The sequence below is a fragment of the Stenotrophomonas sp. SY1 genome, from assembly GCF_021202945.1.
Classification (GTDB): domain Bacteria; phylum Pseudomonadota; class Gammaproteobacteria; order Xanthomonadales; family Xanthomonadaceae; genus Stenotrophomonas.
Genome location: NZ_JAJOYR010000003.1, coordinates 1 through 13,575, shown reverse-complemented (window position 1 = coordinate 13,575; position 13,575 = coordinate 1). Strand labels below are relative to the sequence as shown.

12 protein-coding genes are annotated in these 13,575 nt (G+C 64.4%); 3 read left to right on the top strand and 9 right to left on the bottom strand.

The genetic code is table 11. The annotated features are described in order from the left end of the window. Positions 1-60: 60 nt before the first annotated feature. The 9 genes from LR961_RS17205 to LR961_RS17165 all read right to left on the bottom strand — a co-directional run bounded on the left by LR961_RS17205 (position 61) and on the right by LR961_RS17165 (position 9,441). Complete coding sequence (locus LR961_RS17205) at positions 61-792, bottom strand: outer membrane beta-barrel protein (RefSeq protein WP_232151198.1); 732 nt, start codon at positions 790-792, stop codon at positions 61-63. A gap of 221 nt (positions 793-1,013) precedes the next feature. Beyond that, positions 1,014-2,165, bottom strand: coding sequence for a GDSL-type esterase/lipase family protein (locus LR961_RS17200; protein ID WP_232151435.1), 1,152 nt, complete (start codon positions 2,163-2,165; stop codon positions 1,014-1,016). A 343-nt stretch (positions 2,166-2,508) separates the two neighbouring features. Further along, positions 2,509-3,147, bottom strand: a complete 639-nt coding sequence (locus LR961_RS17195) for an RpiB/LacA/LacB family sugar-phosphate isomerase (protein WP_057635816.1) — start codon at positions 3,145-3,147, stop codon at positions 2,509-2,511. A gap of 365 nt (positions 3,148-3,512) precedes the next feature. Continuing rightward, a complete protein-coding gene (gene kduD / locus LR961_RS17190; RefSeq protein ID WP_232151197.1) occupies positions 3,513-4,268 on the bottom strand; it encodes a 2-dehydro-3-deoxy-D-gluconate 5-dehydrogenase KduD in 756 nt (251 codons plus the stop codon). 219 nt (positions 4,269-4,487) lie between these two features. Beyond that, positions 4,488-5,546 (bottom strand): LacI family DNA-binding transcriptional regulator, encoded by a 1,059-nt coding sequence (locus LR961_RS17185; protein WP_232151434.1) that lies wholly within the window; start codon positions 5,544-5,546, stop codon positions 4,488-4,490. Between the two features lie 190 nt (positions 5,547-5,736). After that, positions 5,737-7,020: a TRAP transporter large permease gene (locus LR961_RS17180; protein ID WP_232151196.1), complete on the bottom strand. Its 1,284-nt coding sequence runs from the start codon at positions 7,018-7,020 to the stop codon at positions 5,737-5,739. 3 nt (positions 7,021-7,023) lie between these two features. Then, on the bottom strand, positions 7,024-7,560 hold the full coding sequence (locus LR961_RS17175) for a TRAP transporter small permease (protein ID WP_232151195.1): 537 nt from the start codon (positions 7,558-7,560) through the stop codon (positions 7,024-7,026). 13 nt (positions 7,561-7,573) lie between these two features. Continuing rightward, positions 7,574-8,578, bottom strand: a complete 1,005-nt coding sequence (locus LR961_RS17170) for a TRAP transporter substrate-binding protein (RefSeq protein ID WP_232151194.1) — start codon at positions 8,576-8,578, stop codon at positions 7,574-7,576. A gap of 35 nt (positions 8,579-8,613) precedes the next feature. Then, positions 8,614-9,441, bottom strand: coding sequence for a 2-keto-4-pentenoate hydratase (locus tag LR961_RS17165; RefSeq protein ID WP_232151193.1), 828 nt, complete (start codon positions 9,439-9,441; stop codon positions 8,614-8,616). 189 nt (positions 9,442-9,630) lie between these two features. Here LR961_RS17165 and LR961_RS17160 point away from each other — a divergent pair, with 189 nt between their 5' ends. The 3 genes from LR961_RS17160 to LR961_RS17150 all read left to right on the top strand — a co-directional run bounded on the left by LR961_RS17160 (position 9,631) and on the right by LR961_RS17150 (position 13,408). Next, complete coding sequence (locus tag LR961_RS17160; RefSeq protein WP_332311048.1) at positions 9,631-10,569, top strand: alpha/beta hydrolase; 939 nt, start codon at positions 9,631-9,633, stop codon at positions 10,567-10,569. 72 nt (positions 10,570-10,641) lie between these two features. Next, positions 10,642-12,243, top strand: a complete 1,602-nt coding sequence (locus LR961_RS17155; RefSeq protein WP_232151192.1) for a carboxylesterase/lipase family protein — start codon at positions 10,642-10,644, stop codon at positions 12,241-12,243. A 571-nt stretch (positions 12,244-12,814) separates the two neighbouring features. Beyond that, positions 12,815-13,408: a cysteine dioxygenase family protein gene (locus LR961_RS17150; protein WP_232151191.1), complete on the top strand. Its 594-nt coding sequence runs from the start codon at positions 12,815-12,817 to the stop codon at positions 13,406-13,408. The last annotated feature ends 167 nt before the right edge of the window (positions 13,409-13,575 follow it).

The following is a 13,575-nucleotide window of genomic DNA, read 5'->3' as shown; positions in this document are numbered from 1 at the left end:
CTCGGCATGAGCCTTCACCGGCGAAGCCCCAGCGCAGCATGGCTGCGCTCCACGGATGATTCAGAAGCGGACTTCGCCGCCCAGCGTCAGCACGTCGGCGCGGTTCACTTCGAACTCGTTGTCGTCGTAGTAGTACCGGTAGGAATACAGGTAGGCGGTGTACATCAACTGCAGGTTGAAGTTGCGATTGATGTCCACGCCGATGCCCAGGCCGGCGTACGCGCCATCGATATCGACGCTTTCACCAAACCAGTCATCGGACTCGGCATACCAGTAGCCGCCGCGGGCGATGCCAAACCACGGGCTGTTACGACCAAAATTGAAACGGGCATTGCCGCCGATGCTGACGAAATCGAAGCTCGGAACTTCCTCACCCCGCCACGTCGTGTCTTCCAGCCGGCTGGCGGCCACCTCGACACCCACCTGTACGTCCGGGCCCGCCTGCCAGCGGTAACCCGCGTTGACGCCAAGTACGCGCTGATCGATATCCTCGAACACCCAACCCGCACCGGCCTGGGCGCCAACGAAGAAGCCACCACGCGGCTGTTCGGGTGCAGCGGGATACCACTGCGACGCTGCGGCCTGGGCCGGAGCGCCGGATTGGGGCTGAGCCGGTGTCTGCGCCGGGTAAGCGCTTGCTGCCGGAGCCTGTTCGGCCTGAGCCGTCGGTGCGGTCGCGGCCTTCTGCTGCGCGCGATAGGAAGTCCAGCCCGAGGACAGCGACTGGGCGCCGGCAGTCGATGCGACGGTGAGCAACAACAGCGGAACGGTTACGGCCGCGAACTTCTTCATCTGTCCTTTCCTTCTGGATATACCGACAAATCCCTGACTGCTCACCCAGGCGGCGCAACCGGTTCGGTGTCATATCCGCGCGACCATCCCCAGCCAAAGCGGCCGCACCCGGGCATTGCACGTGCAACACCGGCGTGACGGTACTTCGGCAGCCCCCATTGCGCGGCACATTGAAGGCAGCCATGCGCGCTGTCAACTGAGCTGGCGCAAGGCCTGGGCCACTAGCGGGCCGGGACCGGACTTGCCGGATACGCCAGCATCACCACCAGGTCCTCATCGCCGGTCTGCTGCAACGCATGCGTGCTGCCACTGCGGGTCAGCAACGCATGCCCAGGACCAACTTCGTACTGCTGGCCATCGAGCACGTACAGGCCGTTGCCGCTGACGATGTAGTAGATCTCGTCCTTGTGCTGCGGATGCAGGCCGATGCCCGCGCCCTTGTGCAGCACGCGCTTGCGCATCACGAACGGCAGGTCACCGATGTCGGCAAAGAACGAATAAGCCGTGGTCGGACCGGCACCACCATGTGGACCCGGTTGCTCGCGGCCGATGTCCTGCTCGCGGATCACCTGTGAGCCGTGCGGGTTGGCCGTTGCCGGCTTGTTTGCAGGTGTGAGCGGTGCAGTCGCCGGGGCACGCGTACTCGCGTTCGCGGTCGTCGCTGCGCTGATCGCACCGCAATCGATGTCGCGTTTCAGTAGGCACTTCATCTGCGGCTGAAGCTCTACCCAGCCACGCATCACCATACAGGCGACGGCATTGGCGCCGGCAACACTGAAATGAGTGCCGTCAGCTTTGTTCTGTTCCGGAACGAACATGAAGTAAGGCTTTGCACCCTGCTCGCCCAGCGCACGTACCCATGCCATCGAACTGGCATTGAGGTCGATCAGCTGCACGTGCTGCTCACTGGCCACGCGTTTCATCGCCTGCGTGTAGCGGCCGTGCGTATCCAGCAGCGCACCGAAGTCGTACAGCAGCCGTGCAACCGGCGTGACCAGGATCGGCGTTGCGCCCTTGTCACGTGCCAACGTGATGTAGCGGCCGAGGAACATCGCGTAGTCGCCGTCCGGATCGGTGTAGCGGCTGGCGTCCTCAAGCTTGGCATCGTTGTGGCCGAACTGGATCAACAACACATCACCGGCCTGCAATTCCTTGCCGATGACATCCAACCTGCCTTCGTTGATGAAACTGCGCGTACTACGCCCACCAACGGCGTGGTTGCGCACCTGCCACTGCGCCGGGTCCAGCCAGCTCTGCAACGCCTGCCCCCAACCGGCCTGCGGCGCACGTTCCGGGCCGTAGCTGGCGGCCGTGGAGTCGGCAGCGATGAAGACACGCTGGGAGGCGCCTTGTGCGTAGGCGAAATTTGTCATGCAGCAGATGGCGATCAAACACAGCGCGGGCAGTTTCATGTTTTTTCTTCTGCGTTAGGCCGCACGGCCCTTGCCGGGCAATGCGGGCGGGCTTGCGAAGCCCGTTGAGCGCCTCTGCGCTGGCGCAAAGGCCGGGACGCGAAGCGATGGGGTGTGGAGGGAATGCTTCTGCCTCAGTCAAAGACCACTTCGGCAATGCAATGCCGTTGTCGGCGGTGGATGTGCCTGCGGCTTGGCGACCAAGGCCGCCCCTGCCGCAGCGCCATGCAGCCACCACAAACAACAAGGGCGCCATCAGGCGCCCTTGTCCGCCCGCAAGGGCACTACCGCGATGCCGGGCGGCTTACTTGCCCAGCACGCCCTTCACGTAGGCCACGATGTCCGCGTCCTGGGCGTTGTCGAAGAACGCCTTCTGGAAACGCTCGCCACCGACTGCCTGCTTCACCAGTTCCGGGTCGATCGACTTCAGGCCTTCGACGAAATCCTTCGAAGCGCCCTGCTTCACCTGCGCCAGGATGCCGGCATTGGCCATCTGCGATTCCTTGCGCTCGGCCGGGTAACCCTGGCCACGCTCGCCAGCGAATGCCTTCTCGAAGATGTAGCGGATGTTGATCTCCGCACCCCAGCCGAAGCCCTTGGCAAACGGCAGTGCCAGCGCATTGCCGCTGTTGACCTGGGCGAAAAGGAAGGCATCGGTCGGCTCGATGCAGTAGCCGCAATACACGCCCGGCCATGCATTGAGCGACATCATCGCGCCCTGGCCGGTGCCGCAACCGGCAACGACGAAATCCACTGCCTTCGAGTTGAGCAGCAGCGCGGCGCAGATGCCCAGGTGGATGTAGGTCAGGCGGTGGTCGTTGTCACCGTCCATGCCCACGTTGAACACGTCATGGCCCTGAGCGGCGGCCACGGTGTTGAGCTGTTCCAGCACCACCGGGTTCTTGGCGGCCTGGCTGAATTCCTGCATCAACGCGATCTTCATTGCATGACTCTCTTGTATGGGGAAACGTTGTTGTTGATGAGTTGAAAGCCAAAGCAGCGGCTTCCCTCATCCGCCCCTTCGGGGCACCTTCTCCCGCACGCGGGAGAAGGGAAATCAGTGCAGCTCGCCATTGCTGCCAAGGCTGTTGCTTTGGCTGTTGCTTTGGCTGTTGCTTTGGCTGTTGCTTTGGCTGTTGCTTCGGCTGTTGCTCCAGCTGCTGCTCCGGCCGTTGCTTTGGCAGTTGCTTCAGCTGTTGCCTTAGCCGTTGCCTTGGCTAATGCTTTCCCCTCTCCCGCATGCGGGAGAGGGGTAGGGGTGAGGGCGCCTTTCAGCTTCTGATCCCACTCCCACGCACACCTGAAAACTCAGCGCGCCAACCAACCACCATCCACCGGGATGATCGCGCCGTTGACGTAGTCCGAAGCGCTCGACGCCAGGAACACGGCAGTACCACCCAGGTCTTCCGGCTTGCCCCAACGGCCGGCCGGGATGCGATCCAGGATGGCCTTGTTGCGGTCTTCATCGGCACGCAGCTGCGCGGTGTTGTCAGTGGCCATGTAGCCCGGCGCGATCGCATTGATGGTCACGCCCTTGCCTGCCCACTCATTGGCCAGCAAACGGGTGATGCCGGCGATGCCGCTCTTGGACGCGGTGTACGACGGCACCCGCACGCCGCCCTGGAAGGACAGCATCGAGGCGATGTTGATGATCTTGCCGCTGCCCTGGGCGATGAAGTGCCTGCCCGCTGCCTGGCTCATGAAGAACGCCGACTTGATGTTCACGTTCATCACGTCGTCCCAGTCCTTCTCGCTGAAGTCCACCGCGTCGGCGCGACGGATCAGCCCGGCGTTGTTGACCAGGATGTCCAGACGGCCGAGCCCGGCGATGGTCTCGGCGACCACGCGCTCAACCGGCTCGATGCTGATTAGGTTGGCTTCGATGTTGAGGAAGCGGCGGCCCAGCGCGCGCACCTTCTCGGCGGTCTCGTCGGCAGGGACGATGCCGGCACCGGCAATGTCGGCACCGGCGGCGGCAAGCGCCAGCGCGATGCCCTGGCCCAGGCCCGTATTGGCACCGGTTACCAGTGCGACCTTGCCTTCGAGACTGAATGGATTCGTCATGGTGTTCCTCTCCCTGAGCGGTGGTTCGTGGGTTGCAGCCGGCAGCGTGGCCGGAAGGGTTGCGACAGCTGCGTTTCAGCCGCAGCCGCGGACTTGTCCGGCCGGCCCCGGAGTGCGGCTCCAGGGCGGGTTCGGAGTGATTCTAGCGGTTATGGAAACCGGTGTCATTTTGCGCCGCAAGAAGATGTATTTCCTTTATGGAACAAAAGCTTGGGTGTGTCAGTCCTGCGGCGGCTGGCAGGAGTCGCGGACAATCAGGTGCGGGCGCACGCTGGCCAGCGGCAGAGCATTCTTGCCCTCGGGCTGGATCAACATCGCAGCGGCGGTACGCCCGGTGTCGCGGGTATTGCGCCGCACCGAGGTCAGCGACGGCCACAGGCGCGAGGCCAGCGGACTGTCGTCGTAGCCCACGATCGACAGCTCGCGCGGAATGCTGATGCCCGCACGCATGGCCACCTTGTAGACGCCGGCAGCCATTTCATCGTTACCGGTGAAGATGGCGGTCGGGCGTTGCTTGCCCAGCAGCAGCTTCTCGGCCGCGGCCACACCCGATTCGAAGGTGTAACCGGCTTCGATGATGCGTGCCGGCGGCAGTTCGATGCCGCGGTTGTGCAGCGCCTCGATGAAACCGGCGGTGCGCTCGTGCGCCGAACGGTACGCCGACGGACCAGTGATCAACGCGATGTCACGATGACCCAGCGACAGCAGGTAATCGGCCGCCTCGGCCGCGCCATCACGGTCGTGGGTGATCACCATCTGCGAGGTTTCATCCAGCGGCAGCGCGGCGATGCGGGTGAAGCGGCAGCCGATCTCTTCCAGCATGTCGGCCAGCGCCTGGTCTTCGGAGGCACGCGGAACCAGGATCACGCCGTGCAGCTTCTGCTGCTGCACGAACCGCTTCACGCCCTCGATGTAACCGGGGCTGCGGGTGTCACACGGGTGCACCACCAGCTCGAAGCTGGAACCACGCAGTGCATCCAGCGCGCCGTTCTGCATGTCCACCACGTACTGCGCGGTGGGGTTGTCGTACACCATGCCGATCAGGAATGAGCGCCGGAATGCCAGGCCACGGGCAAGCGGGTCGGGGGCGTAGCCCACTTCGCGCATCAACGTCTCGACCTTGTCGCGGGTGTCTTTGCGCACCAGCGGCGAGTTGTTGATGATCCGCGACACCGTCTTCTTGGAGACACCCGACAACCGCGCGATGTCGTTGATCGTGGCGGGCCGCCCCAGGTTGTGGGGCGAGCTATCGGCGTCGGTCTTCTTGCGCAATGGCATTTCCTTGAAACCGTTCAATGCGTGCATTCTATCGGGACGCGCTCAGTCCGGTGCGCGATAACGGACGGGTTCGATGGCGACGACCGGAATTGGCTGAACCCGGACGGGCTGACCCCCGCCCCATTGTGATGGCGAACGGGAGTTGGCATCTGAACGGGGTACAGCCCGGTGAACGCGGTGCGCCTTGCCATCAGCTGCGCAGCAACGCCGGCAGCCACAGCGACATCCCCGGCAGGAACGTAACCGCCAGCAGCACGCCCAGGCCAGCCAGCCAGAATGGCCAGATGGTCTTCATGCTTTCGCCCACGGTGATCTTGCCGATCGAGGTACCGATGAACAGCACCGAGCCCACCGGCGGCGTCACCAGGCCCAGGCCACCGGTCAGCACCAGCACCAGGCCGAAGTGGATCGGGTCGATGCCGTAGGCCTTGGCCACCGGCAGGAAGATCGGCGTACAGATCAGGATCATCGGTGCCAGGTCCATGAAGGTGCCCAGCAACAGCAGCATCACCACGATCATCAGCAGCACCATGTACTTGCTGTGCGCGAAGGACTGCAGGAGCTCCACCGCCGCTGCCGGCACTTCCAGGTAGGCCAGCAGCCAGCCGAACACCGCAGCGGTGGCGATCACGAACAGGATCACGCCGGTGCTGCGCGCGGCATGCACCACCGTGGCCATGAACTCCTTCCAGTGCAGCTGGCGGTACAACACCGTGGTCACCAGCAATGCGTAGACCACCGCGATCGCCGCCGACTCCACCGCAGTGAAGATGCCGGCGCGGATGCCGAAGAAGATCAGCCCGACCAGGCCCAGGCCCGGTAACGCCGCCACCAGTCGCAGCAACACCGCACGCATGCCCGGGAAGGCTTCCACGCCGTAACCGCGACGACGCGCGACCACGTAGCCGGTGATCATCAGCACCACCGTCATCAGCAGCGCCGGCACGATGCCTGCGGCGAACAGATCAGCGATGGACAGCCCACCACCGGCCGCCGCCGAAAACAGGATCAGGTTGTGCGACGGCGGCACCAGCAGCGCCACCAATGCGGCGGTGATGCTGACGTTGACCGCGAAATCGCGGTCGTAACCGCGCTTGACCATCTGCGGGATCATCGTGCCGCCCACCGCAGAGACATCGGCAATCGCCGAACCGGACACGCCACCGAAGAACAGCGAGGACAGGATCGACACCTGGCCCAGGCCACCACGCATGCGCCCGACCAGCGAGGAGGCCAGCGAGATCAGGCGCTCGGAGATGCCACCGCGCATCATGATTTCACCGGCAAAGATGAAAAGTGGAATGGCGATCAGCGATGCCGAACCGGTGCCGGCGGAAATCTGCTGCACCAGCACGATGCTGGGCAGATCCAGGTACAGCAGCGTGGCCAGCGAGGCAGCGGCCAATGCGTAGGCCACCGGCACGCCGATCATCAACAACACGCCAAACACGACAAATAGAATTGCGATATCCATGACTCAGCGGTCCCCTTCAGCGTCGTGGTTGGCGCCGCTGGTAGCGGCCAGCATTGCCTGCACCATCCGGTTCAACGCAAACACCGTCATCAGCGCACCGCCGATGCTCAAGGGCAGGTAGTTCACGCTCTGCGGCAGGTCGGCGCCGGCAGTCTTGATGTGCAGGCCGTCCATCCACAGCACCCAGCCCCACCAGGCGATGAAGGCGCCGATGGTGGCGACGATCAGCGGTACCAGCACGTCGATCACGCGCCGTATCACCGGGCTGATGTGTTCGGCCAGCAGGAAGAAACCAAAATGGCGGTTGGTGTACACGCCGGCCGCCGCACCCAGGCTCATCGCCGTACTCAGCAGCAGCAGCGTCACCGGCTCGGTCCAACTCGGCGAATCATTGATCACGTAGCGGGCGAACACCTGCCAGCCCTGCACCACCACCAACCCCAGCAGGGCGACAACGGCGATATGGATGGCGATATCGGCCAGTTTCTCCAGCACGCGCTGGAAGCCCGTCGTCGCCGCGATTGCATTCGTATCAGACATCGGTGCGTGGTCCTCAGGCGAAGTCGCGGATGCGACGGTGCAGCGCAGCGATATCCGCCTGCTTCAGGTAGTCCTGCAGCAGCGGTGCTGAGGCCTGGCGGAATGCGTCGATATCCACCGCATTGGCCTTGACGCCGTATGCCAGCACCGCTTCACGTGCCTTGTTTTCCGAGGCATCCCATTCGGTGCGCATCACCTGCACCGACTTGCGTGCCAACTCCAGCACCAGCTGCCGATCAGCCGGGCTCAATGCATCCAGGCTGCGGCGTGACATCAGCAGGATGTCCGGCGCGTACGAATGCTGGCTTTCGGACCAGTAATGCGCGGCCTCGAAATGACGGCTGGAATGGAAGCTGCGCATGTTGTTCTCGGCGCCGTCGATCATGTGCGTCTCCATGCCCGAGAACGTGTCGCCCAGCGACATCGGCGTCGGGTTGGCACCGAACATGTGCATCAGCTGCAGGAAGATGTCCGAGCTGGCCACGCGCAGTTTCAGCCCGTGCAGGTCCTTCGGTTCCACGATCGGATGCTTGGTGTTGTAGAAGCTGCGCGCACCGGAGTCATACACCGCTAGGCCGACCAGTTCGCGGCTCTCGAAGCCACGCAGCACCGCATCGGCGATGCCGCCGTCCAGCGCACGGCGCATGTGCTGCACCGAGTCGAACACGTACGGCAGGCACAGGGCGCGGGTCAGCGGGAAAGCGTTGTTCAACGCACCGGAATAGACGCGGGTGATGTCGATGGCACCGAAGCGCGCCATGTCGATCGCCTCGGACTCGCGGCCCAGCTGGCCGGAGTGGTACTGGTTCAGGCGCAGGCGGCCGCCGGTCTGCTCCTGCAACTGCTGGCCAATCCACTTCACCGCGGTGACCGTCGGGTAGTCGGCCACATGCACGTCACTGGCGGTCAGCAGCTGACTGTCAGCCGCCACGCCCTTCCCGCCTGCCGAACAAGCGGCCAACATCGGAGCGGCCATCGCCCCCAGGCTGGTGGTAAGAAAACCTCGTCGAGTAACCATTGCGCCCTCCCGCGCGTGATTGTGGTGCCGCGGTGTTACCCGGCGGGCACGGCCCTGCACGAAATCTCGCCGCAACCGGCGAAGCGGATCAATGCCTGCTGGCCCACGCCGATGTCATGGATGCCGGTGGCATTGCCGGTGGCGATCAGTTCGCCCTTCTTCAACGGCCGGCCACGCTTGGCAGAACGCGACAGCGCGAATGCATAGGCCGCGCGCAGGCCGCCAGGCAGATGGGTGGCACCACCGGTGCCGACGACCACACCGTCGATGGCGGTTTCGGCGCGCAGGTCCGGTTCGTCGCGCTGGGTCCAGTCGGGAATTTCCGCGCCCAGCACCAGGCCGTTGTTGTTGCCGAAGTCGGACACCACCACACGCGGGCCCAGGACATTGATCGTCGCCAGCGGGCTGCTGGCTACTTCGACGCCAATGAACAGGCGCGCCGCCAGGGCCTCGGCTTCTTCCGGGGTCCAGTCCAGCTTGTCGGTCGGAGCGTCGGCTTCGAGTTGCAGCACGTATTCCGCCTCCACCGCAGCGAAACCACCGGCAGCCGAAAACACCGGGATATCCACGATGGCACCGGTAGCATTCCAGAGATTGCGCTTGAAGATCGGGCCCAGCAGGCGCTCGTCGCCAGACACATCACGGCGCTCGGCGGCGATGTAACCAACCTTCCAGCCCACCACCTGGTCGTCCCAGCGGCCGATGGCCAGATCCTGCACCTGATAGGCAGTCACCAGATCGTCCGGGATCGTGCCGGGAAAATCCGGAAGCGAACGTCCCTGGCGGCGTGCTTCCACAAAACTGCGGGCAATATCGTCCAGCCCTGCATCCGACGGGTGCTGACTGCCTGGGTCGTTGCTCAAGTGACTCTCCTGATGTCTTTGTTGCACTGCCAATCGACAGTGCCGTTGTTGGCTGTATAAGGTAAACCGGTGTCATCTGACAATGTGCAGTGCACCAGAACCTCGAGCACCCTTCACCGAGCAATGTCCGCCATGCGTCCGCATCTTTCCGGAAAAGCCTTGTACTACCTGCTCTTAGCGCTTCTTTCGATGGCTCTTCCGGCAACTGCTGCCAATCTGCCTGACGGCGAGCCGGCCCTCGATTCACGTGACCACATCTCGCTGTGGCCGCAAGGATTGGCACCGGGGGACAAAGCACTTCCATCGCCGCAGCGGATCGTCGAACGCAGCACGGCCCCGGCCCTCCCGGACCGCTACATCGACCACGTCAGCCAACCCTATCTGATGGTCTACCGGCCGGCCCGGCCCAATGGCAATGCGCTACTGGTGATCCCCGGCGGCGGCTACCAGCGCGTCGTGCTCGACAAGGAAGGCACGGACCTGGTGCCGGCCTTTGTCGAACACGGCGGCATCACCTTGTTCGTACTGCGCTATCGCCTGCCGGGCGAAGGCCGTGCCGATCGCGAGGCCGCCCTGGCCGATGCCCAGCGCGCCCTGCGCCTGATCCGCCACCGCGCAGCCGAATGGGGCATTGATCCATATCGCATTGGCACGATGGGCTTCTCGGCCGGTGGCCACCTCGCTGCCCGCTTGGGGACCGGTTTCAATCACAGCGTTTACCCCGCCACCGACGCCATCGACACGGAAAGCGCCCGGCCTGACTTTCAACTGCTGGTTTACCCGGTCATCGACATGCGTGGCGCCGACACCCATGCGGGTTCGCGCGATCGTCTGCTCGGCATCGCGCCCGGTCCCGACCTACTGCAGCGCTACTCGATGCAGACCCAGGTCAATGCAGATACCCCGCCAACCTTCCTGCTGCACGCCGGCGACGACGAGGTGGTTCCGGTCAGCAACAGCCTGCTGTTCTACCAGGCCCTGCGTGCGGCCGGGGTTCCCAGCGAAATGCACCTGTTCCCCCACGGCGGCCACGGCTTTGGCACCCGCGCCACCAACGGCCTGACCACCGCCGCCTGGCCACAACTGGCGCTGGACTGGATTGCCTCCCAGAAAGCCCCGATGCCCTGAGCCCCTCTGCCCTGCCGGAAACGTTTGGGTGAGGGCAAACCCTCCCCGTCGACTCGCCCCCCGACCACCACCATGACCCAGCCCCCCTTCAACCCAGACCGCCGCCACTTCCTTCACCAGGCCAGCCTGCTTTCTGCCGGCATCGCGCTGGCCAGCGGCCCGGCCTGGGCGATCACCCGTAGCGCACCCATCGCCCGTACCCGCAGCGGTCGCATTGCCGGACAGACCGAAAACGACATCCACGTCTTCCGCGGCATCCCCTATGGCGCCGACACCACCCCGCGCCGCTTCCAATCGGCGCTGCAGGAATTGCCCTGGCGCGGTATCCGCGACGCGCTGGAGTACGGCACTGCCGCTCCACAAACCGGCAACGAAGGCCCAGGCAGCGAGGACTGCCTGCGCCTCAACGTGTGGACACCGGCCCTGGGCGACGGCCGCAAACGGCCGATCCTGTTCTACATCCATGGCGGCGCCTACAACAACGGTTCCGGCAGCGATCCGCTGTACGACGGCGGCAACCTGTGCCGGCGCGGCGACGTGGTGGTCATCACCGTCAACCATCGGCTCAACCTGTTCGGCTATCTCTACCTGGCCCAACTCGGCAGCGAGGTGCTGGCCGATTCCGGCAACGTCGGCCAACTCGACCTGATCCAGGCGCTGCAATGGGTGCAGCAGCACGCCGCCGAGTTCGGCGGCGACGCCAACAACATCACCGTGTTTGGCCAGTCCGGTGGCGGCGCCAAGATCGCCACACTGATGGCGATGCCGGCGGCAAAGGGCCTGTTCCATCGGGCCTGGACCATGAGCGGTCAACAGGTCACCGCCGCCGGACCACGTGCCGCCAGCCAGCGCGCCCAACGGGTGCTCGATCATCTCAAGCTCGGCAGCGCCGATGCCCTACGCCACCTGCCGATGGAAAAACTGCTGGACGCGATGAAGCTCCGCGATCCATCCCGCGTGGAGAACAGCAGCCTGTACGTCGGTCCAGTCCTCGACGCACGCAACCTGCCGGTCCACCCGTTCTGGCCGCAGGCTCCATTGCAATCGGCCCATATCCCGATGGTCATCGGCAACACCCACGACGAAACCCGCGCCTTCCTCGGCAACGACCCGGGCAACCATGCGCTCAGCTGGGACGAACTACCGGCGAAGCTTGAGGCCCAACAGTACGTTGACCTGCTGCCCTCGGTAGTCATCGCCGGGTACCGGCGCCTGTACCCGCACTACACGCCCTCGGAAGTTTTCTTCGCCGCCACCACCGCAGGCCGCTCCTGGCGAGGCGCCGTCGAAGAACTCGAAGCCCGCGCCCGTCAGGCCGCGCCCACCTGGGCCTATCAACTCGATTGGTACGACCGCGGTGGTGAGGCGGCCCACCTGCGCGCTTTCCACACACTCGATATCCCGTTGGTGTTCCACAACCTGCAGCAAGCCGGCTCGCGCACCGGCAATGGCGTCGAAGCGCAGCGTGTAGCCGACACAATGAGCGACGCCCTGCTCGCCTTCGCCCGCCACGGCGACCCCAACCACGCCAACCTTCCAGATTGGGCGAAATACGCGCTTGATCGCCGCCAGACCCTGCAATTCGACGCCCAAAGCCATGCCAGCGACGACCCACGCGGCGGCGAACGCCAGCTCTACCAGCAAGCTCCCTTCATCCAGCGCGGCACGTTCTGACCCGGTATCCCCAGGTCCAGGCCCTGAAACAGCCTCGCTTCCCCCAAAAAACCGAAGAGGCTGCCCAAAGAGCGGATGAGTGCTTCCCACTGTCGCCCAATCGCCTGCCAGAGCGGCCTCACCACCAACACCCACCGACCCGGTGCGCAAGTTTTCGAAGCAGCGCACCGACAGATCCAGCAAGGCACCGAAATCCCCTCTCCCGCAAGCGGGAGAAAGGCCACGCAGGACGGATGAGGGTTTCTTGCTGGTGCCCCATCACCTGCCAGAGGGGCCTTACCACCAACAACCACCGACCCGGTGCGTAAGTTTCCGATGCAGCGCATCGAAAGATCCAGCAAAGCACCGCAATCCCCTCTCCCGCAAGCGGGAGAGGGTGCCCGGAGGGCGGGTGAGGGCGCCGTTGCTGTTCGCCTTTACCCTCGCGTCTCCACAACCACTCACACCACAATCAACAGCCGATCCACGTGGCCTGGATCTCCCCATTCATCCTCATCCCAGCAAGCCTGCGGCGATCCACCCGGCGTCCACTGACAACAGAATCTTTACCGCGCTCCCCTAGACTGCGGTCATGAGGTTGGACATCAGCCAATACCCGGACTTCCCCGGCCGTCAGCATCTGCTCGATGGCATTGACCACGCCGTGTGCGCCACCGACGCAGCGACAACCGTTTCGCGGGTCCAGCAAGTGCTCGAACGTGCGATCAACGATCCACGCATCAGTCTGCCAGCGAGCGTGCATGCGCCCGTGAGCGAGCACTATGCCCGCCGCGAGCTCTATCGCAGCCCGACCCACGGCTACAGCATCATCGCCATGACCTGGGGCCCCGCGCAGGGAACACCGCTGCACGATCACGATGGGCTGTGGTGTGTCGAAGGTGTCTGGCGAGGTGCTCTGGACATCACCCCTTACCAACTGGTCGAGCGCGAAGGCGAGCAGTTCCGTTTCGCCGCTCGACAATGCCTGCACGGTTGTCGCGGCAGCGCTGGCAACCTGATCCCACCAGACGAATTCCACACCTTGCACAACGCCCGCAGCGACGACATCGCCGTCTCGGTTCATGTCTACCAGCGCCTGATGCAACGCAGTCACATCTTCGAACCACTCCCGGAAAAGCCGCAGTGGTACCAGCGCCAGACCCGCTGCCTGGCCCTGGATGCCTGACAACAACTCAGCGCACCCGGACTCGGACTCGGACCCGCAAGAGCATCCGGCACAGCCGGCATCCCAATGGCGTCTGGGTCTGCGCCCCCGATCGAGCGCGCATGCACCGATCGGCGATCACCACGCCCGCCGCGAGCTCTATCGCAGTCCTGCGCCTGGCTACAACA